Genomic DNA, 21106 nt, shown 5'->3' on the forward strand with positions numbered 1-21106 from the left:
TCGACTGTCACGACGCTTTCGCGAGCAAGCCCGCTCCCACAAGGGATTTGTGTATGAAGTGGTATTCAGGCTTGCCCCTGCACAAGGACTCTGTGCGAGACTTGCCACAACAATAAAAACAGCTCCAGCGAGAGTGCCCCCATGGCCGCACCTGCTCCAGCCTTGTCCCACGAGGCCATCATCCAGGCCTCCTGGTCCCGTTGCCGCGCCTTCGGCCTGAGCCATCAAAGCGTGCCTGCCTTCGACCAGTTGCCCGCCCAAGGCATCGCCCAGTTGCTGGAGAGCCAGCATTCATTGGTGCAGACCACCCACCAGGAAGTCTTGCCGTATTACGAAAACATCCTGAGCAACTCCAACTGCCTGATCATGCTGGCCGACAACCAGGGCCAAGTGCTGACCTCCTGGGGCACCCAGCGTTTCATCGAGCCGAAACTGGCCCATGGCTTCAGCGCCGGGGCGAGCTGGATGGAGCGCTGCACCGGCACCAACGCCATCGGCACCGCGCTGGCCTGCGAACAGGCGGTACACATCGAGCACGATGAACACTTTCTCAAGGCCAATCGCTTCATGACCGGCTCCGCCGCGCCGATCTTCGATACCGAGCGCAAGGTCATCGCCGTGCTGGACGTCTCCAGCGACAGCTACCTGCCGCCGTCCCACACCCTGGGCATGGTCAAGATGATGAGCCAGACCGTGGAAAACCGGCTGATCCTCAACCTGTTCCGCGGTGAACACTTCCAACTGACCTTCAACACCGGCTTGAACAACCTCGACAGCCAATGGGCCGGGCTGCTGATCTTCGATGAGAGCGGCCAGGTCCTGTCCGCCAACCGCCGGGCCGACAACCTGCTGGGCCTGAGCCTGTCGCGGGTCAGCATCGAAAGCCTGTTCAAGGTCTCGCTGCTGGACCTGCTGAACCAACCCGACGGCCTGCCGTTCGCCCTGCAAGCATCCGGTAGCAATCGTTTCCAGTGCTTGCTCAGGCGTCCGAGCCAGGTGTCGATCAAGGCGCGGGTCTTCACCGAGCCTGCGCCCACGCTTGCCTCAGCACCTGCCGCCCATGTCATCAGCCTCAACACCCTGCACTTCGGTGACAGCCGCGTAGAGAAAGCCGTGCGCCAGGCCGAGCGCTTGCTGGAGAAGGACATTCCACTGCTGATCCATGGCGAGACCGGCGTCGGCAAGGAAGTCTTCGTCAAAGCCCTGCACCAGGCCAGTTCGCGCTGCAAGCAGCCGTGCATTGCCGTGAACTGTGCAGCGATCCCCGCCGAGTTGGTGGAATCGGAATTGTTCGGTTATGAAAAAGGCGCCTTCACCGGTGCCAATCAAAAGGGCAGCATCGGCCTGATCCGCAAGGCCGACCGCGGCACGCTGTTTCTCGACGAGATCGGCGACATGCCCCTGCCGACCCAGGCCCGGCTGCTGCGAGTCTTGCAGGAACGTTGCGTACAACCGGTGGGCAGCGCCGAGCTGTTCCCGGTGGACATCCGCATCATCTCCGCTACCAACCGCTCGCTGCGCGAACAGGTGCAACTGGGGCGGTTTCGCGAAGACTTGTACTACCGCATCGGCGGCCTGACCCTGGAACTGCCACCGCTGCGCGAACGCAGCGACAAGCAGGCCCTGTTCAAACGCCTCTGGGAACACCACCGCGAACCGACCCAATGGGCCGGCCTGAGCCGTGAGGTACTGGATCTGTTCGAACGCCATCCCTGGCCGGGCAACCTGCGCCAGGTCAGCAGCGTGCTGCAAGTGGCCCTGGCAATGGCCGAAGAACAACCGATCCGCCCGGAACACCTGCCCGACGACTTCTTTGTCGACCTTGAAATGGAACCGGTGCAGACGCCTGAGCCGCTGACGGTGGACCTGAACGATGCCGAGGACCTGAACCGTCAGTTGCAGGCAGTGGGCGGGAATATTTCACACCTGGCGCGACGGCTGGGGGTCAGCCGCAATACCTTGTACAAACGCCTGCGGCAAGTTGAAAACTGATACGAAACCTGTGGGAGTGGGCTTGCTCGCGAGGCGGACTTGCGGCCGGCCTGGCTCTCCCGGTCCTACACCGCTCCCACAGGTGTATTGCTTAACTGATTGCATTACTCCGACTTAGTCGAACGCACCATTGAGCACTTCATAGATGATGCCAGTGGCAATCGCCACCAGGATCAGGTCCGTACCGACCTGTTGCCACTCATAACCGTCATAGTGCGGCAACCGCCCCAGCAGTCGCCCATCGAGCTTTTTGGCGATACCGGGTGGCAACGGCTTGCCTCGTGCAAGATTTTTCTGGATGCCTGGCGGCAACGCCGGGCCGGGGCTCCAGTAATCGCGATATCCGCCAATCACACCCAGGATGCCGCTGCGGTCGAGGCTCGGGCCGTTATGCCAATCGCCGCCGCCGCCACCTTGGTTGCCTTTGCCGCCCTGGTTACCCTTGTTACCGGGATTTCCTTGACCGCCCTTGTTGCCCTGCCCGCCTTTGCCTCCTTGCCCTTGACCGGGACCTTGATCGAATTGAGCATTCCCCTTGCCGTTGCCAGGGTCCGCGACAACAATGCCAGGGCCCGCCGCCAAGGCGAAACAGGTAACTGCAGCAATCAATGAGCGCGATTTGAACATGGCAGTTCTCTCAAAAAAGGGATGTCCCCTGTAAAGATATAGAGACTAACGGTGATATTAGTTCCATATCACGCTGTGCGTCGTTGCCAGACAGGAAGAGACATTCAATCCGCAATCAAGGAGCTCCATGCGCAAGGATTACCTGGCCTTTTTCATTTCGATGTTCCTCTCCCGGTTGGCCGACCAGATTTTGCTGTTCATCGTCCCGCTGATTGTTTTCCAGACCACCAACAGCGTCGCCTGGGCAGGCCTGGCCTTCTTCGTCGAATCCTTGCCACGCTATCTGGCGTTCCCCATCTGCGGCGCGCTGTGCGACAAGTTCCCGCCGATTCGCATCCTGCACATCAGCCAGGTCTATCGCGCCGTCGCCTGCGGCGTGGCGGTCATGCTTTACACAATCGTTGGCGGGATCTACTGGATCGTCGCCCTTTCAGCCTTGTGCGGCGTACTGACCACCCAAGGCATCATGGCCCGCGAAGTGGTGATGCCTTACATCTTCAAGCACTACACCTACACCAAGACCCTGTCCTACTCGCAAATCGCCGACCAGACCGGCCTGGTACTGGGCCCGCTGATCGCCGCGCTGCTGCTTGAGGTGTGGGCGTGGCACTGGGTGGTGCTGGCGACTGCCGGGCTGTTCCTGCTGGCGGACCTGGCAATGCTGTATTGGCAGCGCATCAGTTCGGTCACCCTGGAAACCTTCGAGCAACATCACGACCTCTGGCTAAACCCGCTACGCATTGCCTTCGGCCACATTTGCAACCTGGCGGAACTGAAAAAAATCATCGGCCTGGCGGTGGGCGTCAACCTGATCATCGGCGTCACCCTCGCCACCTCAGCGGCCATGGTCATCGGCCATTACGGCGCCGGCAAGGATGACTACGCAGGCTTACAGGTCGCCGGTGCCGTGACCACCATCCTCATCCTGTTCTTCCTGGCCCGGGTGACCTTGCCCTTGAAACTGCTGGGCGCCCTCTCCTACACGCTGATTTCCGTCGGCGCCTTCATCACCGCGCTCAGCCCGAACATAGGGGGCTACGTGGTCGGTTTCTTGCTGATTGTCGGTTTCGACAAAATGTTCAACGTCTACTTCCGCACCCTCCGCCAACAGGTCATTCCGCCTCAGGACTTCGGCAAGACCGTCGGCGTCATTACGCTGCTCAACAACCTGTCGCAACCGCTGGCGGGGCTGCTGGTCGCGGTACTCGCCGCGCCTGTCGGAACCCAACGGGTGATTTTGCTATTGGCGCTGGTCACCAGCCTGATCGGTATAGCAATGGTGGCGCTGCATAAAAACGCGCCCCCCGTGCCCGCTGCCTGTGGCGCAGAGGCTGACTGATCGTCGTGAGCCGGATACAGAGGGAGGGGTTTGTATTATCAGTGACTTATTGTTGAGGCATGGTTGCAACGTTACCGGCGCTGAACGTCTTTCCGGGCGCTCTGGACAGCCAGTCCCGCCATTCGTCGCCCGTTAAACGTAGCGTCCGATAGACGGCCACGTCTGGCTTAGGGTTTGCACGGGCCTGTGTTAGCAGCCAAGAACGACGTAATTCTGACGCGGCGGCAAATTTATCAATGCTTAGTCAGCCAATGGAGATGTACCGTGTCAACTCTCAACGAAATCGCAGCGAACCACGCGAGAATGGCAAAGGCAAAGGAAGAAGAGTCGATACGGCTGAGTGCGCTTCAAGGCCAAGTCGTGGGAAGTTTCGAAATTGCGCCTCTGGAGACGAAAAAGCAGATGCCGCTGCATTTCATGGCTGGGGTTCAGGATCACTCGTTTGGGGAGGCGACCCTGAGCTTTTGACCCGGAGGTTGGCTGGAACTCATCGCCTCAGCAATCACATCGGTTTCGTGAGCACACCATTGAGTGCGCCGACAATCGCGTTTTCATGTATTGGAGCGAGCGTCCTGATGAAGCCATGTTGATGCCCTCCTCCATGAGGGCGTCGATGAGTGACCGGGCCGCAGTAATGGGTATAAATAAAGGGAGAGAGGCTGATCAGGCGCTAAAAGTTACGGTAGGGAATGTCTTTGCCGACCTGCCCCCAACCGTCAGGCATGATTGTTTCGTCCGGGTAGGGGGTAAGAATTGGCAGGCCTCTTGACGCAGTGAAGGTAAAACAAAGGCTTGCGTGGATCGGTTCATAATCAAACACCTGTGCGATCAGCCTGATTAGTTGAAAGCGCCGATCATCCATCAGCGGATAACCTTGACGGTTCTTCTTGCCCGTTGAGGCAGCAGTATTGAACCAAACGGCACCAAGGCCAATCATGAATTGATTGGCCTTGGTCTCACCGACGAACCACTTATGAAAATTTCGCAGCGATCCTTCATTCCATGGGTCGCCTTCGCCATTCGCACAAAAAAGCGTGTTGTAATGCGCCATGGCCATTCTGCCGTTACCCGTATTGAACCCAGCAACGGCAATACAATTTCCCAGTCCCGCAGTCCCCACTAATCCATTGAGAGAAACGACGTTAGACAACTTGTCAAAGCCGGCAGCATCCATTGCTCACATCCTCCATGGTTTAAGCAAGCAGCATAGTCAATGCTGGTAAAAAAGAAGAAATGGGAACAAGAAAAGCAGGGAAAGGGGCCATTTCCCGAATCTATTCCAAGTTAAAGCAGACACCTATAGCGCCGTCTTCCGTAGAAGCATTCAGTGCAGCGGACTGCTTGAAACCCATCGCCCGCTTGTGGGCGGGCGACTCGGCCTTTCAGAACTGCCTGGCTAAAGCCGCTGCCAGTATGCCGGCCGCAATCGCCGGTAGCGGCTTTTTAAGTATCAACATGACAATGGCCGTGCTCAGCAGCGCCAGGCGCGCGCCGTTATCACCCTTAACGGCCAGCGGAGCCAGCACCGCCACCAACACCGAGCCCGACATGGCCGTGATGAACTGCTGCACCCGATAGTTGATCGGCACGAACGACATCACGAAAACACCGCCCCACCGAGTCGCCAATGTCACGACGGCCATGATCAATATGACGATCAACGTGCCGTAGCCCGCCGTTTCGATATTCATTGTTTTTTCTCCATCCACAGCGCGCCCAGGATGCCCCCCGCCAAAGCGCCGACCACGACATGACTGTTCGCCGGCAAGTACCAGTAGGCCAACAGCGATGAGCAGGCCGCCACGGTCCAGATGATGAACATGCGCAGGTTTTTCTTCCCGCCCACGACCATCGCCAACAAGAAACAGCCCATCACCATATCGAGCCCGAAACTGACCGGGTTCTCAATGGCGCTGCCAAAATGAAGGCCCAGCCAACTGCCCAGGATCCAAGTGACCCAGAGCGCAATGCCACCGCCGAATAAAATCCCGAGTCCCGGCTTGCCCCGACTGAGCGCCTGCATCGCCATGGCCCAGTTGGCGTCCGAAACAACCAGCATGACACCGTAGCGTTTGGCAACGGGTAACTCCCGCAGCCACGGATACAATGTCGCGCCCATCAACAAGTGCCGGGCGTTGATGGCGAAGACAGTGATCATCAGCGGAACGACCGGCACTTGCTGTCCCCATAGATCGAGCGCGGCAAATTGAGAAGCGCCGGCAAAGACCAGCGTGCTCATGAGCACGGCTGATGTATCACTCAAGCCCGTTTGCGCAGCGGCCAGGCCGAAAGCCACTCCGAACACGACGACGAAAAGAGAGATGGGGATCAGCTGTTTGAAACCGTCGTAAATGTGATTCAACGTCAGCGCGTGCAGGTGGGGTTCAACATTCGACAAAACAGGACCTCTTCTGGATATCTGCGGTGCAAAAACCGAGAGTATGGGGCTGAATCTGCCTGTCGAAAACTGTTTGGCGGGTCAATGGGCAACTCAACCCGCCGAGCCTTAGAGAGTTTTGGGGTTGCGGGCCAGAGAAGTCATTAATCCCCAGTTCGCGTTGCCCTGGCCCCGATAAACCGAACCGTGGAACGTATCGAATTCTTTATTGAGTTTCTTAACTGCGCCTGCGGTGGATCAGCCTTGGAGGATCAGGTCATAGGACAGCTTGCTGATCAGGATCACCAGCAGCACCAGGAACAGCGCGCGGACAAAGGGCACTCCCTTGCGCACCGCCAGCCAGGTGCCGGTCAGCGCGCCGAGGATATTGAACAGCGCCATCGGCAGCGCGACCAGGTAAAGCACGTTGCCGGTCGGGATAAAGAACAGCAGCGCTGCGACATTGGTGGCGATATTCACCAGCTTGGCCGACGCCGAGGCGTGCAGGAAGTCGAAGGCGAAGCAGCGAATGAACAGGAAGATCAGGAAGCTGCCGGTGCCCGGTCCGAACAAACCGTCGTAGAAACCGATGGCGCCACCGATCAGTACCGCCAGCAGCTTCTCCTTGGTGCCGATGCGCATGGGCTTGTGCAGGCTGCCGAAGTCCTTTTTCCAGAAGGTGTAGATCGCCATCAGCATGATTAGCACCAATACCGCCGGGCGCATCAGTGCCTGCGGCACGATCGATACCGTCGCCGCGCCAGCGAAGGCCATGACAAAGGCCGCGCCAGCGGCAGGAACCACCAGGCTCCAATCGATCACCACCTTGCGCACGAACGAGCGTGCAGCAAAGGCCGTGCCGCAGGCCGCCGCGACCTTGTTGGTTCCGAGCAGAGCGGCGGGCTGGCCGCTAGGCAGCACATTGAACAGTGCCGGGATCTGGATCAGGCCGCCGCCGCCGACGGCCGCATCGATCAGGCCGGCGGCGAAGGCGAAGACACATAGCAGGACGATATCGAACATTGAATCAGGCTCTGGCGATAAAGGGGTGGGTGGTCGAGAGCGGGAAGGCTAACTGAAGGGGCCTTTTTGTGTTGCAATGTCATATTGTGAAAAGTGCAACGAGGTGGCCGATGGCACTGGATATGTTGGCTGATCTTGAAGCCTTTGCGACGGTGGCCCGCAAGCGCAGCTTTGTCGTCGCAGCCCGCAGCCTGGGGCGCTCCCCCAGCTCGCTGACCCGCGCCATTCAAGGGCTGGAAGAACGCAGCGGGGTCAAGCTGTTCAATCGCTCGGCCAATGCCGTGACGCTGACCGAGGCGGGCGAGCGGCTACTGCCCCACGCCTACAGAATGCTCGATCTGCAACGTGAGGCGGACGAGGACCTGGCCGGGCTCAGCGGCCTGGCCACCGGCTGGATCCGCTTTTGCGCACCGCAATCCTTGGCCCACACGGTGATCCCCGGGTTGATCGCCCAGTACAGCCAGCGTTATCCCGATGTCAGCGTGGATGTGATCTTCACCGATGCGGCGGTCGATCCGGTCAAGGGCAAGCTGGACTTTTCGATTCGCGGCGCCTTTCCACAATCCAGCAACCTGATCGGCTACCCGCTGTGGAGCTATTCGCGCTACCTCTACGCCAGCCCTGGCTACCTGGAGCGATGCGGGCTGCCGGCGTCCATCGAGGCGCTGGAACAGCACGCATTGATCCTCCACACGGCGCCGCGGATTCTAAAGGAATGGAATTTTCGTGGGCCAGGCCAGGCCGGCAGCTTTCGCGTGCACCCCAAGTTTCGCTTCAGTTCCGGCGCGGCGGTGTTCCAGGCTGCGCTGGCCGGTGCCGGGATTGCCCGCCTGGCCGACTGGCTGGCGGAGCCGGAAGTGGCGGCGGGACGCCTGGCGCGGGTGTTCCCCGAGTACAAGCTGACCTCCAGCACGGGTGAAGACCCGCGCATGCATGCGGTCTATCCAGCCGGCAACCTGCCGTTGCGGGTCAAGAACCTGCTGGACATGATCCGTGTCTACGGTGACAGCGTCAGCCGCTCCTGAAGGCCAGCCTCTCCCTTCACTTCATCGCCTTCTGATCTCATTACGCTGCAAGGTTGGATGAGGATGAGTACGCTGGGCCAGGCCCTTGTCGAGCGGGCCCGTATCCTGCCTCTGCTGGCTGATGGAATGACGCCAAAAGCCGTCAGTGACCCGTTGCAGGTCACACGGCCTGTCAGATCAATTCATCTCTGGAACGAGGTGACTCATGAACGTCAGGTTTTCAATGGCGTACATATACTCAGAGAATCTCGGATCTCCATCGTTGAACGCCTTTGCCACTTTTTGTGCGCTCTCAAGACTGTCCCACATTGCCAAGTCCACGAAGACTCGATCGTCGCTCATAGGGCAGTAGGCACGGTACTCGATCAAACCAGCAAAGGCCTTTAACGTTTCACGAAGCCCTGCGCGAAGCACAGGCATTTGCGCAACGCATTCCTGTTTGACCTTGAAAATGGCAAGTTCGAGTACATGAGATGAGTGCTGCATAGCAATGACCTTCCGTGTGTTAAGAAGTCCCCATTGTCAGTGGCTCATACTGACAGCGTAGTGTCAGTAGTGGTGGTCGCTTTCCACTGGCTTGCCTGGTGCTTCATATACGCTTGAAGATCAAGGGCAGGATGGTCGGGTGATGATTGCTGGGCAATGGCGATGGAGGTGATGCGATCGACCCGAAAATCGCGGTAAGCCGCCCTGACGCAACACCAGCTTCCAACTGTCCATTTTCCTCCCCAGTAGAAAAGGCCAAGGGGGCAAATGAGCCGTTTCGAAACCACACCGTCCAGACGGGTATACGTTATTTTCAGTGTCTGAATGTTTTCGATGGCATTTCGAAGGGCTGCCAGATGGCCTCGTGTCGAAGAAGGTGTTGTGCCAAGTGCCCTGATTTTTGCCGTGCCGGGATCAACCTTGTGATGGCCCATAGACGCTGAGATCTTGCTCAACAACATCCTTGCAGCAGCACTTAGATCGTTATCGGCGCAAGCCGAAAGCATTTCCATCCCGAGCATCAATGCATCCAGCTCGAGCCTGTTCAACGTTAAAGGCGGCATCTCAAAATCGGCATCCAAGGCATACCCCACGCCGACGGTCCCATAGATTGGGATTCCACTTAAGGAAAGGTCATCGATGTATCGATAGATCGAGCGAACGGAAACGCCAATTCGGCTAGCCAGTCGTTCAGCAGAGATTGGCTGATGGACACGAATCAGATTTACCAATTGAAATAAGCGATCAGCTTTACGCACCTGGTGTGCCCAATTGAGCGTTCCTGGCAAACTCAATGGCCGCGTTAATGGCGGCCCGAGCTTGGGGGCTATTCTTCCAGCAAGTCGATCCTGCTGCTGCCGATGCCTGAGCCAGGATGTCACAAGCATTCGCTTTACCGAGCACAGCTAGCGAGTCTATGCCCATCTGCTCAAGGCGAGCGATAACAGCCGGCCCTACGCCTTTCAGGGCCAACAAGGCATTCTGTTCCGTCAGTGGAAATGGCATCCGTAAACTCCTGTTATCGGCCAACTGAGCAGCAGGAGTTTGCCCGACGAGAACGGGCATCTCAAGAGATGGACGCCATCGCCCTGAGCGTAGGTATCAGGAAGGTGGGTTCGGCAGACGCTTACGAAGAACCATCGGCCGAAGCTCAATTGCCTTAATGACCGGAATGTTGTTTTTTTACACCATTTTTAGCTTTTCGCTCGAAATAGGCATGAACGAACCACAGTGCCAGGGCAAACCCGGCAAAGCCAAAAATGAAGAGCAACACCTCTATTGCAGTACCTTCATGAGAAAACATAGTGCTCACCTCATCCTTAAGTGGGTTGACCAAAAATCGCCACGCACGAAACTTCTCGTAACAATCCAAACATTTTCAGGGTAGTCGCCAACAATCCGTGTGGCAACCCTTAGCCTGGTATAACCCCCCGATCTAGACGAGTCGCCGACCAATGACACCCTGCCCCGGCGGGCCAATGTGTGCTTTCATAACGGTCGATCCAGCCCCTCCAAGGAGCTGTGGTGAACACCCAGGACGAATCAACCACCACCCCGTTGCACGCAGAGATGATCGCGAAACTCCGACCCGCTGGCGGGAGCGCTTCAAGCATCACAGCTGGCACCCAATGACCGCCGGCTGTTCGGTTTCGGCAGACCGGGCAACTGCCACAGTACTGGCTCTCTGCCTGACGCTCTCAACGTGAGGGACCCTTGCCGCTCAGGCTGGACTGGTAATTACAGCGTCAGGAGTCAAGCCGCGCCAAGCGATGGGGGACAGCAGGCATACAAAGGTAAGGAACGCCACCTGGGACAGGTAGAACGGCTCCAGCCACTGCTGCTTCAATGCGACGTATAAAGTGTTGTGAGCTACGTCGACCAAGATGATCGCAGCCGTAAGCATGATTCCGGCTCTTGGCTTGAGGAACAGGAGCAGAGCTGCGAGCGGGTCAAAAAATGTAAGCGCTCCCCAAAAGATACGGCTCGCCATATAAGCGCTAGGTCCGTATCCGTAGTCCCAGAGCAAACCATGTAAAGCATCTGCACGGATGTGATTAGCCGTGGCGACAAGAAGGCAACATGCAAACAACACTCTGACGAAGAATGACAACTTTTGCATAGTTTTATCTACAATCACCATCTAAGCCATGCATCATAGCGGGATCGGAGTTGGTAATGACCATCGGGACCGCTAATGCTGACGTTACCGCCGAGGGCAGCCTATCTTGAATGTCCGAATAGATAGCGCTTCATTACGCGCATCTTTTTCGTTCTGAGCCTTCATGGTGAAGCTACCGTCTTGGTAGCTGCGAGCCATAGCCTGGTTATTCTTGTCGATCTCGTCGTAGATGCGAGCGCACTCGCTGGCTGTTGCTTCAGGAGTCGTTGGCAGGGGCGCATTCTCGATATCGAGAACGTACTGAGATTTCTGATAGGCGCAGCCGGTCAAGGCCAAGAGAACGAGTATTGCGAGGTTTTTTTTCATGAGATTTCCATATCGTAAATTGAGGACTCACGTCCGCTAGCGGATCAATGGAGAACCCTGCGGCTTTCCTCGTGCAGGGAAACAGGGTACCGACCACGATTATGAGTTTCCCCATAATCATGGTCTGTTCACGCGTGCCCTACCCACACCAATTTTCAACTACAAACGCGTTGAGCTATTGATCTATTCAACGGCCGAACGGCTGTTGCGCCAGAACAGGTACGCCAACCCCACCGGCGCTACGAAAATCGCAAACGACCAGCACATGGCCATGGTGAAAACCTTCACCATCAACATGAACAATGCATTCACGAAAAAAACATTGTTACCCATGATGTAGCCAACAACGCTTTCGTAGACGAATCGAGAGTACGGATAAAGCAATGTGTTGATGATCGCCAACACGATCAGCCCAGGCTTCGCGCCGATTCCACCGGGGCCGTTGGCCGCCAGGGAGATGATCATCACAGTGAACACCAGCCCAAAAAGAAACTGGCGGATGTAGTAGCTGGTCGTAAGACCGCCAAAAGTCTTGGCGAAAAATGAGTGCATAAGAGGTCCCTCTAGAATGCTGATTTAAACGAGGCGCCACCATACCAGCATCATTTATTCACGCAAGATCAAACAGGCTCAGACCAACGAGTAGATGCCTGATTGCGGAAAACACATCGCCGATAAGGCAAACGCATGTCAAATCGGCTTAACCGCGAATGCGGCGCTCAATGAAGTCATAATCTTCCTGGCAATCGCCGGAAGGGTCTGACGCCACACTTACATAATGCACCGTGTCGGCATCGATCAACTTGTACGTGTAGACATCTGGCAAACGCACGCCTTCGGTTCTCAATTCGTTCTTGCCATTGGCAGCGGACCAGGTGCCATGTTCGGTTTGAATCGGCTGGGTCTGCTGGGCATCCCGGAAAAAGGTGATGGTGAAGCGACCGTCAGGCTTGAGGTTATTGTTCCAGGAGAGGAACTGGCATTTGCCATTTTCTGCCCGCAGGCCTTTCCATGAACCAACCAAGGATGGATCATTGGACGGCTTGTTGGCGGCGCAGCCACCGAGAGTTGCGGCCAGGATGACAAGCGCCAGGGAGAAACTCCGTTTCACGTAGGACTTCCTTATTCAAATGAAATGCCGTGCGTTGCGAATGCCCCGCGTCGTGCCAAATTGTAATGACTTTCGGCCTGGAAAGGCCCATCGCCGCCCGTACAAATTCATGCAACTGCCTCAGCGAGCACTAGAGACAGAACCCTGATCGGCCTGCGCCGAAAGCGGAACATCAAACACTCGATCAAACCCCCATTGAAAAACCAGCGCGTAAAAAAAGAAAAACACGAACAACCCCAGGTTGGTCACCAGCGCCAACCACAAGCTGATGCCCAACCACGCGCCGATCACCGGGGTAAGAATTAACGTCAAGCCGCCCTCAAATCCCAGGGAATGCAGCAGTCGTCGCTGCCAGTTGCGATGGCGGCTGCGCTGGCGACGTTCCCACCACTCGAACAGGCCGTTGAAAAGCATGTTCCAGGCCAGCGCGACAGCGGAAATCACCAGCGACAGCAGGGTTGAATAGCCCATGCCCTGGTCGTAGGTCAGCGCCAGCGCCGGTGCCACGAACAGCACGCCACCGGCTTCGTAGAGGATGGCCTGAAGGATTTTACGGGGCGTGCCTTGCATCGCTGGGCTCCTTAGCTGGGTTGGTAGACCACAGCCTGGCAAGTTGAGCACCCGCGCACAATTGAGCTAAATTGAGCCACGCTCAACCTGAGTAACCTACCCACCCATGTTCGCCAAACTGCCCCTCACCGCCTTGCGCGGCTTCGAGTCCGCTGCACGGCTGGGCAGCTTCAAGGCAGCGGCCCAGGAACTGAACGTCAGCCCGGCGGCAATCTCCCATCAGGTCAAAAGCCTTGAAGCCTTCCTTGGCGTGCGATTGTTCGATCGCTCCAGCCAAAACGTGCGCCTGAGCGCCGACGGCGAGCGCCTTCACCCTTACATGCACCGCGCCCTGCTCGATATCCAGCAGGGCCTGCAGATGCTGTCGCCACCGTGTGCCGCGCAGTCCCTGGTGGTGAGCACAACGCCGGCGTTCGCCAGCCTGTGGCTGATCCCTCGGCTCGGGGACTTCCATCGATTGCACCCGGAGATCGACGTCAGGCTGCACAGCAGCAACGACGTGGTGGACCTGCGACGAGACGCCAGCATCGACCTGGCAATCCGCGCCCTCTTCACCCCGGACCCACAGCTGTTCGAACAGCCTTTGCTGGACGAGTACTTTGGCGTGTATTGCCGCCCCGGCTGGCAACCACCCGCTATGGGCTCACCCGTTGAACTGATCGACGTGCCTTGGCTGAGCAGCGCAAAGGTGGCGGTCGACTGGCCTGCGTGGTGCGCCAAGGCCGACACCCTGGGCTGGCTCGAGAACGCGCGTTTGCGGCGTTATGACGAGGAGCAGCATGCCCTGCAGGCGGCGATCGCCGGGCACGGGCTGGTGCTCGCCAGTAATGTGCTGGTTGCTGAGGCTGTCGGGCGTGGGGAGCTGGTTGAATATCGCCCCGAGGTTCGCTTGGCGGGTGCGCTGTATACGGTGGTGTGTGTGCCGGGGCGGGAGCGGCAGGCGGCGGTGCGGGTGTTTAGTGAGTGGTTGTTGGGGCGGAGCATCGCTGAAGCGGATGCTCCTGCCAGCGACACCTTGGACCAAGACTGATCCAATGGCGCCTTCAGCGCCGAAAAAAGGGCAGAATTCGCCCCGTCCCTTTCCTTCCCCCCCTCAGGGAACAGGCGGATTCACAGCGAAATCCGTAGGGATATTGAGAAAGGAGTGCCAAGCATCTACAGCGTCATGATGTCGCTGGGCAGCATCCTCCCAAAAAGGACCGGATACCTCTTTGGCAGAAACCAGCATCATCATTTTTATCGTCGCAGCGTCCAGCTCTTTGAGAAGCTCATGGGATGCGGCCCTGAATTCTTCGAACGACGTCATTCCATTTACCTCGGGCGGTGTTCACCGCCATTGAGAAATACATATTTCTCTATGAGTGGAGTCCCCCGGGTGACAGCAATTCCAAAAGGTCGGACCGCCGGTAAATTCATTTCGTAGCCGCCTTTACCGGTTCCAATCCTGACTGTTATGCGTCAAGTGCGATGTAGCTGGACTCCTACCCCCTCTTCCGTTCTTGGAGCTGTCCCACATCTTACGAAGCGGGCAACTTATAAGTCGCCCGTCTTCATTATTCCGCCGCCTGCGCCCGCAGTCGTCCAATCAAATCCATGACATCACAACCATCACGTAACGATGTGGTCAGCAATTTACAAAAATCAGTCAGCACCACCGTGTCGATTGATGATCATCGCGACCGCTTGCACCGGAGAGATCAGAGCCGTGTCTATGCAAAACGGAGCTTCATCCCACGGCTCATATTCGTGATCCAGTACCGACTGCCAGGTGGGTGGCGTCAGCCCGGGAATATCAACCCTCCTTGTTTCGACCCGGCGCTGATGCTCATGTTTATCGGAGCAAATCACTTGGATATTTGCCAATCGAATACCCGCCTGTGAGGCTATTTCGCTCCACGCAATTCGGCTTTCGAGAACGGGATTGACACAATCAACGATGACTGTGCGACCCAAACGAAGGTTGCTCAGGGCTAGCTCATTAGCAACCATGTAACCACTGCGTCCCACATCTCGCGCAAGAGCACCCGAGTTTCGAATCGCCTGCTCAATCGTATCGATCCGCAGGTACACGGCGCCTGTTGTAGCGGCAAGATCATTAGCGATAGTCGTTTTTCCGGTGCCGGGAAGGCCGCTGAAGACGATGAGCATTCCATGTCCTTCGATGAGTGAGCTAACCCAGTGTAGCCAGAAGCCAGTTATCCGGCAGCGATTGCTCTATCCCGCTCGCTCGCCGTAATGAGACCAGGGACAGACCACGATTTTATAACTCGTACTGGACGCAATCTTTCACATCCCTTTCACAGCCGAGCGCCTATGGTCATCTCAGCTCCTAGTGAAACCCTTTTAGCCCGGCCTCCCCAGTCGGGCTTTTCTTTGCGCGCCAAACGTATGCCGACGCCTAGATACCAGCGACAATCCACGATTTTGAGTTTATCGGTAATCAGCCCGTTTCATATCGTGGGTGTGCCCCATCTCTCCTCACGCTTCAATGAAGAACCCTGCGACTCTCCCCGATCCTGATCCTATCGAGCGCCCTGTTTAAAGCATCCAAGGCATCGAGCAGGGCTTTCGCCTCAGCCTCCCGACCATCGCCCCAGAGGCGTTCTGCCATTTTGTTCAGTGCCTGGATGGAGCGCTCAATGTCAGCAGCAGTCGCTGCTTTGCTTTCCTGATGTTTCTTTGGCATTGATCAACCCTTCCTCGGGGCGTTGCTTCATCAGCTTCGACGCAGATACATCACGGCAGAACGCTATGCAGGTGCTCCCTACCCATTCCACCGCCGATGCCCCAATCAGCGCTTCGCGGACTCACACTGGACGCGTAGATCATGATTGTCGATATTCCCGCAACTACTGCTGCCGGTGGTGGCATTGCAGTAGGCGCGCTGGTCATGGTCATCGATGTTGCCGCAGGAACTGCTACCCGTCTCCGCGTTGCATCGCGCACGCAAGTCATGATTATCGATGTTGCCGCAACTGCTACCGCCCTGCTTGGCATTGCAATACGCCCGCTGGTCATGATCATCAATGTTGCCGCAAGAACTGCCTCCCAGCTCTGCGTTACACGCCGCGCGCAAATCGTGATTATCGATGTTTCCGCAACTGCTGCCGCTCTCCCTGGCATTGCAATAAGCGCGCTGGTCATGATCATCGATGTTGCCACAACCGGCAAAGGCGTAACCGCTGAACATCAATACCATCGCAAGAATCACTTTCATTTCATACGTTCCTGGGTCTGCCAGGAAACAGCCTGGCACTGGTTGATCCTCATTTAGGAGCGTCGCGAAACGCTATCAAATTGACATCATTTTAAGGAAAAGTTCCGGGGCCGGATTGGAAGCTGGAGGGATGCAGCCGGGCGTGAGGTGGGAAACAGGGGAAACAGGGGACAGACCACGATTTTGAGTTCATCTGTAATCAGCCCGTCTCATAATCGTGGCCTGCCCCGCATCCCCTCAATCCTTTAACTCTCACCTCATCTACTCGCACCATAGAAGTGATTCAGCACCATTAGTTCAAACACAGCCACCAATGCGCAGAACGCGATGAAGCCGGGGCTGAAGACCCGCCTGGGCTTGGATGAGCCGTCGCCCAACCAGGTCGCGTCGGAGTAAAAGGTAAACACTACGAGAAATACCAACAACGCATAGGTCCACGCCTTACTCCAGACCCCCTGTGTTTTCCATTGAGTCATCCGCGCTCTTCCGCAACCCGCTTTATTCGTCGACTCAGGACGCCGGTTAACCAGGATCGCATTACTTGGCTTTTGCGCTCTTGATGTCACTGATGATTTTCTGAGAAATAGCCTGAACCTGCTCTTTGGTCATAGCCGACATGACACCTTCCCAAGCAGACGACGACGTGTCATATGTCCGAGTTCCAATCAGGCGGCCCGATTCCAAGTCCGAGTAGTCTGCACTGGAATTGACCCACGCATTTCCCACCATGACCCCGGCTCCGTAGCGAGCACCTGGTGTCAGGTAACGGAAATTGGTCACGTTGATCTTGATACCGACACCGTCCTTGCCGTCGAGGCTTGATGCCTGAGTCTCTGTAAGGCTGTAGCCGGCGCGAGTTGCTTCGACTTGCAGGGCGTCATTCCATTCTTGCCTCAAGCGAGGCCAGTCCTCGTTTTGTTGAACCTTGCTATTACCTTGAAAGTTTACGACCAGATTTTGCTTGGCTGACTCCTGAATGACGAGTGTTTCAGTCCCGCCGCTTTTAACAGAGGCAGCGCATCCGCCCAACATCAGAACAGCAACAGCACAGGACAGCGCAATCGAAAGCTTGGACGTGTTCATTGAATTTCCATATCCACAAAATCGGTTGAGAGAGGCGTTAAATATCCCCGCCGAGCCAGACGAGCCCGCACGCTGGGACGCGCAGAATTTAGCACCATTACTTCGCTGCTACGAGCCAAGGGCGAGGTCAGCAAAGACTGGCGACAGACCATGGTTTTTAGTTCACAGGTCATGGGCTGTCCCCATTTTCTTCCCTACCCACCCCGGATTGAGAATACTGGGGATGACCAGCATCGGCATCTTGACTGCCTGTATCCAGCTGGATACGGTCCACTCATAAATGATCTCATCCAGCAAACGCAGACGTTCACTGCTTGGCATTCATCGGTCCGTGATCTGCGAGCAAAAATCGCTATCGCCCGCCGCATTGATCGCGCTGCAGCAGATAACCTGGGCGATGTGAAACCTGTCGGTGATGGTATTTCAGAGTTGCGTGTGGATGTAGGCGCTGGCTGGGAAATTGCGCCTGACTTGACCACGCGTTTGCCTACCACTTGACCACCTGTTTGCATTCGACTTGACCAGCCATTTGCATCGGATGTGACCACGCGCACGGGTACGTCTTGACCGGCAGATAACGGCCAGGAGCAGTCTTTTGAAAGCGTCTACGGAAGAGTGCCGATTCATGGAGCTACGTGTTGTCAAATTCTGGTAGCCTCTCCGATTAGCGTATAAGCGACGTTTAGCTCTGAAATTTATAGGCAGAGCATCATTACAATTCAACAATCGTTTGGTTAAATATTTAAAATTATCTTAAAGGGATTTAAATGAAAAAAATACATGACAGCTTGATAGTTTTCAACCTCCTTAAGGAAAAGTTCGAAAGAGACTTGTATTTAATTGAGTCATCCGTTTCCTTGGCGAAAAAATATGGTAGGCGATGCAAGGATCTTGATCACTTCAATGAAGATCTCAAGCGATCGCTGTTCTTAAAGCAAGTCATTGATGTATGTGCGTTTTTGGATGAATTTAGAGCATTCAGATCATTGGCAAAAGATAGTGAAAGAGTGAAGGAGTTATGTAGAATCACCAAGCCGGCACTGGAAAGAATCGAAGAGCTGAAGGGTTTGAGATCTTATAGAAACGCACTTGCCGCCCATAACTTTAGAGAGGAAAAAAATAAGGAAGAAGTTATTTTGCTTAGTGATTACACCAGGAATCAGGAACATCCAAATTCTATTGCAGATATGTTTTTCCTTAGTTCGCTGTGCGTCACAATCACAGAAGCAATATGCGCAGAATTTGCTAGCGACCTGAAACAGGCGTTGGACTCATACAGTAGCAGGCTACAAGATGATAGTGGCGAGCCCTTGAGAGGGATTAAAACAATTCGAGAGGCTTATGATGAAGTTGAGAAGTATCGTATAAAGATAAATCTAAAACCGAAATTCACAGCATACGAGTTCGCAGAACTCAATATGGCTCTACGCAAGCTGAACTGGGATGCGATCCCAGAAAAATTCCAGCTTTCAAAGAACGAGACCAATAAGGCCTGGTGTGAAGTTCTCGGGATGTACTTTGAAATGAGAGGTTATCAGGGCATCGAGTACTACCAAGGCGTAAAAGGGAGTCATGTCAATCATTGGCTGGAGTTTTATGGTCACGCCATGTTTGTAATCGACACGTTAAAAAGCGTTGAACCTTCCGACCTGCGAGAAGCTCATAGTGTAGTGTCTAATTGGAAGCCTTGTGTTGATGAAAGCAGCTCTCAGTATTTGAAACTTGTCTATGATGAACTAATGAAAGTAGTTACACCATAGGACTACTCTAGTGCCGTGGCCTATGCCTTAGCTGAAAACTGGGGATGTCGCTTGGGCGAGCACGCATCATAGGCCGGGCGGGATGTTCTGAGGGAATGCCACTAAGGATCGCCCGGCTTTAACTAGACACTTTTTGAACGGTCGCTTTTGGCCGGTTAGCGACGGTCTGACGTCGACCGTCGCTATACATGGTCAAACCTCAGTCTGTTCCGCCATCTCTAGGGCGTCATCGACCTCAATCCCAAGGTATCGAACAGTACTCTCCAGCTTCGTATGGCCGAGCAGCAACTGAACCGCTTGCAGGTTCTTCGTCCTGCGATATATCAGTGATGCCTTCGTACGTCGCATTGTGTGGGTGCCATACATGGCTGGATCAAGGCCCACGGCTTTCACCCAGCCTTTGACGATAGTATGCGATCCATAAACCCCACCTACCCAACAGTGGATTAACGGTTTACCGTGGCATTTCTGGCGAGCAGTTCCACGGCAGCAAGGCTTCATAATCTTCAAGCGACGAAGCCTGAGGCAGCCGCTCCAGTACGTGGCGCAACCACGTATAGGGCTCTTGGCCGTTGACCTTGGCGGTCTCGACCAGGCTGTAGATCTTTGCGCTGGCAGTGGCGCCGTTGACGGTATCGCTGAACAGCCAGGCCTTGCGTCCAATGACAAACGGCTTGATCGCTCTTTCGGCCGGGTTGTTGTCGATGGGCAGATAACCCGCTTCGACATAGCGCTCCAGTCGGCTCCAGTTATTCGCCAGATAATGCACCGCCTTGCCTAATGCACTTTGCGGCGTCACCTGGGATTGGGTTTTATCCAGCCAGACTTTCAGCTGCCCCAAGATCGGCAGGCTCTTTTCCTGGCGAGCGATAAACCGCTGTTCATCACTGGCAACCTTAAGTTCACGCTCGACTCCATACAGTTTGTTAATCATCGTCAGCGCGATATCCGCACGTCCCGTCTTGCCCTTGGGTTGCACTTTTTGCGCGTCCACGAACTTACGTCGTGCATGGGCCATGCACGCCAAGCGCTCCACGCCCGGTTGCAACGCCAAGGCGTTATAGCCAGCGTAATCATCGGTCATGACATAGCCACGATAGCTTTCCAGCAAACGCAACGGCACCTCCTGCGCACGGCTGGACGTGTAATCGAATAGCACGACTTTTCGATCCGACGGACCACTGGCTTGCACCCACATCCAGGATTGACTGGTCGGGTCTCGATCCGGCTCTTTCAACACTTGGACGCGGGTTTCATCGCAATGGATCACCGGACTTTCCAGTAATCGGTCGCGCATCAAATTCAACAGTGGCTGAAAGTGCTCGCTGCACTGGATGATCCAGCGCGCGAGAGTCTGGCGCGGAATATCAATGCCATGTCGGCTTAGCACCGTTTCAAACCGGTGCAACGGCAAGCCATCAACATATTTGGTGGTCAGCAGCATCGCCAACACGCTAGGGCTGGCCATGCTTTTTTCGATCAACTGGGCCGGTTTGTCGACGGTGACCGGTGCAGTTTCGCAGCCTCGGCAAGCGTAGATCTTGCGGATATGTTTGATGACGCGGATCTGCATCGGCACGATATCCAACTGCTCGCTGGTTTCCTCACCAATGGCATGTTTGCGGCAACCACAGGCACAGGTCAGCTCGTGTTCGGGCAGTTCATGGATAACTTCGATACGTGGCAGCTCAGCCGACAACGGCTTGCGTTTGCCACGGCGAGGTGTCGGTGCAACGACTTCTTCATCAGCGTCGCCAACTAGCGGCATGGGTTCGCTTTCAGGCTCGTTGAACAAGGCCAATTGCGGCGTGTTGGGCTCAACAGTTTGCTCGGACTTGCGCCCAAATAGACGGTCGCGCAACAGCTTGATCTGTTCTTTCAGGTCGACAATATGGGTCTGATAAGCTTGCGCCGATTCTTCCTGGCGACTGAGTGCCTCAAGCAGCAATTGCTTGAGCAAAACAGGATCATCAGGAAGGTCGTCGGGTAGAGAAATCATGGCCCGGATTAT

General features: G+C 55.8%; 27 protein-coding genes and 3 pseudogenes. 8 read left to right on the forward strand and 22 right to left on the reverse strand.

Annotated elements, in window-relative coordinates; all coding sequences use genetic code 11:
• The first annotated feature begins 141 nt into the window (after positions 1-141).
• Positions 142-1992 (forward strand): sigma-54-dependent Fis family transcriptional regulator, encoded by a 1851-nt coding sequence (locus GFU70_RS18450; RefSeq protein WP_058542905.1) that lies wholly within the window; start codon positions 142-144, stop codon positions 1990-1992.
• A 114-nt stretch (positions 1993-2106) separates the two neighbouring features.
• Here GFU70_RS18450 and GFU70_RS18455 read toward each other — a convergent pair whose 3' ends face one another.
• On the reverse strand, positions 2107-2619 hold the full coding sequence (locus tag GFU70_RS18455; protein ID WP_153388572.1) for an anti-virulence regulator CigR family protein: 513 nt from the start codon (positions 2617-2619) through the stop codon (positions 2107-2109).
• A 127-nt stretch (positions 2620-2746) separates the two neighbouring features.
• Here GFU70_RS18455 and GFU70_RS18460 point away from each other — a divergent pair, with 127 nt between their 5' ends.
• A complete protein-coding gene (locus GFU70_RS18460; RefSeq protein WP_153388573.1) occupies positions 2747-3958 on the forward strand; it encodes an MFS transporter in 1212 nt (403 codons plus the stop codon).
• Positions 3959-4222: 264 nt separating this feature from the next.
• On the forward strand, positions 4223-4426 hold the full coding sequence (locus GFU70_RS18465; protein ID WP_058542902.1) for a hypothetical protein: 204 nt from the start codon (positions 4223-4225) through the stop codon (positions 4424-4426).
• Positions 4427-4628: 202 nt separating this feature from the next.
• Here GFU70_RS18465 and GFU70_RS18470 read toward each other — a convergent pair whose 3' ends face one another.
• The 4 genes from GFU70_RS18470 to GFU70_RS18485 all read right to left on the reverse strand — a co-directional run bounded on the left by GFU70_RS18470 (position 4629) and on the right by GFU70_RS18485 (position 7358).
• On the reverse strand, positions 4629-5132 hold the full coding sequence (locus GFU70_RS18470; RefSeq protein ID WP_058542901.1) for a hypothetical protein: 504 nt from the start codon (positions 5130-5132) through the stop codon (positions 4629-4631).
• Between the two features lie 208 nt (positions 5133-5340).
• The gene (locus GFU70_RS18475; protein WP_058542900.1) at positions 5341-5649 is read right to left on the reverse strand and encodes an AzlD family protein; all 309 of its coding nucleotides are present in this window, start codon (positions 5647-5649) and stop codon (positions 5341-5343) included.
• On the reverse strand, positions 5646-6356 hold the full coding sequence (locus tag GFU70_RS18480; RefSeq protein ID WP_058542899.1) for an AzlC family ABC transporter permease: 711 nt from the start codon (positions 6354-6356) through the stop codon (positions 5646-5648). The genes GFU70_RS18475 and GFU70_RS18480 overlap by 4 nt, the downstream gene beginning before the upstream one ends.
• 237 nt (positions 6357-6593) lie before the next feature.
• Positions 6594-7358, reverse strand: coding sequence for a sulfite exporter TauE/SafE family protein (locus tag GFU70_RS18485; RefSeq protein ID WP_153388574.1), 765 nt, complete (start codon positions 7356-7358; stop codon positions 6594-6596).
• A gap of 110 nt (positions 7359-7468) precedes the next feature.
• Here GFU70_RS18485 and GFU70_RS18490 point away from each other — a divergent pair, with 110 nt between their 5' ends.
• Both GFU70_RS18490 and GFU70_RS18495 read left to right on the forward strand, forming a co-directional pair.
• Positions 7469-8383 carry a LysR family transcriptional regulator gene (locus GFU70_RS18490; RefSeq protein ID WP_153388575.1) on the forward strand — a complete coding sequence of 305 codons (915 nt, stop codon included), beginning with the start codon at positions 7469-7471 and terminating at the stop codon, positions 8381-8383.
• Positions 8384-8422: 39 nt separating this feature from the next.
• Positions 8423-8554, forward strand: a pseudogene (locus GFU70_RS18495) (IS630 family transposase); the annotation flags it as partial.
• A gap of 6 nt (positions 8555-8560) precedes the next feature.
• Here the strand turns inward: GFU70_RS18495 and GFU70_RS18500 are convergent.
• The 9 genes from GFU70_RS18500 to GFU70_RS18535 all read right to left on the reverse strand — a co-directional run bounded on the left by GFU70_RS18500 (position 8561) and on the right by GFU70_RS18535 (position 13035).
• Positions 8561-8869 (reverse strand): hypothetical protein, encoded by a 309-nt coding sequence (locus tag GFU70_RS18500; RefSeq protein ID WP_058542896.1) that lies wholly within the window; start codon positions 8867-8869, stop codon positions 8561-8563.
• A 44-nt stretch (positions 8870-8913) separates the two neighbouring features.
• Positions 8914-9627, reverse strand: a complete 714-nt coding sequence (locus GFU70_RS18505; RefSeq protein ID WP_116641704.1) for a helix-turn-helix transcriptional regulator — start codon at positions 9625-9627, stop codon at positions 8914-8916.
• Positions 9620-9874, reverse strand: coding sequence for a helix-hairpin-helix domain-containing protein (locus GFU70_RS28795; protein ID WP_153388576.1), 255 nt, complete (start codon positions 9872-9874; stop codon positions 9620-9622). Before GFU70_RS28795 ends, GFU70_RS18505 begins: the two co-directional genes overlap by 8 nt.
• A gap of 154 nt (positions 9875-10028) precedes the next feature.
• Entirely contained in the window at positions 10029-10172 is a 144-nt protein-coding gene (locus tag GFU70_RS18510) for a hypothetical protein (protein WP_193034258.1), read from the reverse strand.
• Positions 10173-10589: 417 nt separating this feature from the next.
• Positions 10590-10988: a hypothetical protein gene (locus GFU70_RS18515; protein ID WP_058542915.1), complete on the reverse strand. Its 399-nt coding sequence runs from the start codon at positions 10986-10988 to the stop codon at positions 10590-10592.
• Between the two features lie 84 nt (positions 10989-11072).
• The gene (locus GFU70_RS18520; RefSeq protein WP_058542893.1) at positions 11073-11354 is read right to left on the reverse strand and encodes a hypothetical protein; all 282 of its coding nucleotides are present in this window, start codon (positions 11352-11354) and stop codon (positions 11073-11075) included.
• 183 nt (positions 11355-11537) lie between these two features.
• Positions 11538-11906, reverse strand: coding sequence for a hypothetical protein (locus tag GFU70_RS18525; protein WP_058542892.1), 369 nt, complete (start codon positions 11904-11906; stop codon positions 11538-11540).
• A 148-nt stretch (positions 11907-12054) separates the two neighbouring features.
• Positions 12055-12465, reverse strand: coding sequence for a hypothetical protein (locus GFU70_RS18530; protein WP_153388577.1), 411 nt, complete (start codon positions 12463-12465; stop codon positions 12055-12057).
• A gap of 120 nt (positions 12466-12585) precedes the next feature.
• A complete protein-coding gene (locus tag GFU70_RS18535) occupies positions 12586-13035 on the reverse strand; it encodes a PACE efflux transporter (RefSeq protein ID WP_058542890.1) in 450 nt (149 codons plus the stop codon).
• Positions 13036-13141: 106 nt separating this feature from the next.
• On the opposite strand from GFU70_RS18535, the gene GFU70_RS18540 reads away from it, so the two are divergent.
• Positions 13142-14065, forward strand: coding sequence for a LysR substrate-binding domain-containing protein (locus GFU70_RS18540; RefSeq protein WP_116641702.1), 924 nt, complete (start codon positions 13142-13144; stop codon positions 14063-14065).
• 63 nt (positions 14066-14128) lie between these two features.
• On the opposite strand, the gene GFU70_RS18545 is transcribed toward GFU70_RS18540, so the two are convergent.
• The 6 genes from GFU70_RS18545 to GFU70_RS18570 all read right to left on the reverse strand — a co-directional run bounded on the left by GFU70_RS18545 (position 14129) and on the right by GFU70_RS18570 (position 17656).
• Complete coding sequence (locus GFU70_RS18545; RefSeq protein ID WP_058542888.1) at positions 14129-14341, reverse strand: hypothetical protein; 213 nt, start codon at positions 14339-14341, stop codon at positions 14129-14131.
• A gap of 335 nt (positions 14342-14676) precedes the next feature.
• Positions 14677-15183: an AAA family ATPase gene (locus GFU70_RS18550; protein WP_058542887.1), complete on the reverse strand. Its 507-nt coding sequence runs from the start codon at positions 15181-15183 to the stop codon at positions 14677-14679.
• A gap of 337 nt (positions 15184-15520) precedes the next feature.
• Positions 15521-15721: a hypothetical protein gene (locus GFU70_RS18555; protein ID WP_007895617.1), complete on the reverse strand. Its 201-nt coding sequence runs from the start codon at positions 15719-15721 to the stop codon at positions 15521-15523.
• 105 nt (positions 15722-15826) lie between these two features.
• Positions 15827-16252: a hypothetical protein gene (locus GFU70_RS28800; RefSeq protein ID WP_003203795.1), complete on the reverse strand. Its 426-nt coding sequence runs from the start codon at positions 16250-16252 to the stop codon at positions 15827-15829.
• Positions 16253-16789: 537 nt separating this feature from the next.
• On the reverse strand, positions 16790-17335 hold the full coding sequence (locus GFU70_RS18565) for a DUF4410 domain-containing protein (protein ID WP_116641695.1): 546 nt from the start codon (positions 17333-17335) through the stop codon (positions 16790-16792).
• Between the two features lie 162 nt (positions 17336-17497).
• Positions 17498-17656 (reverse strand): hypothetical protein, encoded by a 159-nt coding sequence (locus GFU70_RS18570; protein WP_193034322.1) that lies wholly within the window; start codon positions 17654-17656, stop codon positions 17498-17500.
• On the opposite strand from GFU70_RS18570, the pseudogene GFU70_RS18575 reads away from it, so the two are divergent.
• Both GFU70_RS18575 and GFU70_RS18580 read left to right on the forward strand, forming a co-directional pair.
• Positions 17612-17797, forward strand: a pseudogene (locus GFU70_RS18575) (type II toxin-antitoxin system RelE/ParE family toxin); the annotation flags it as partial. The gene GFU70_RS18570 and the pseudogene GFU70_RS18575 overlap by 45 nt on opposite strands.
• Positions 17798-18102: 305 nt before the next feature.
• Positions 18103-19095 (forward strand): hypothetical protein, encoded by a 993-nt coding sequence (locus tag GFU70_RS18580; RefSeq protein ID WP_153388578.1) that lies wholly within the window; start codon positions 18103-18105, stop codon positions 19093-19095.
• A gap of 192 nt (positions 19096-19287) precedes the next feature.
• Here the strand turns inward: GFU70_RS18580 and GFU70_RS18585 are convergent.
• Positions 19288-19503 (reverse strand): annotated as a pseudogene (locus tag GFU70_RS18585) (tyrosine-type recombinase/integrase); the annotation flags it as partial.
• Between the two features lie 46 nt (positions 19504-19549).
• On the reverse strand, positions 19550-21094 hold the full coding sequence (gene tnpC / locus GFU70_RS18590; protein ID WP_153387853.1) for an IS66 family transposase: 1545 nt from the start codon (positions 21092-21094) through the stop codon (positions 19550-19552).
• Positions 21095-21106: the final 12 nt, after the last annotated feature.

It is taken from the genome of Pseudomonas brassicacearum (genome assembly GCF_009601685.2).
Classification (GTDB): Bacteria; Pseudomonadota; Gammaproteobacteria; order Pseudomonadales; family Pseudomonadaceae; genus Aquipseudomonas; species Aquipseudomonas kilonensis_B.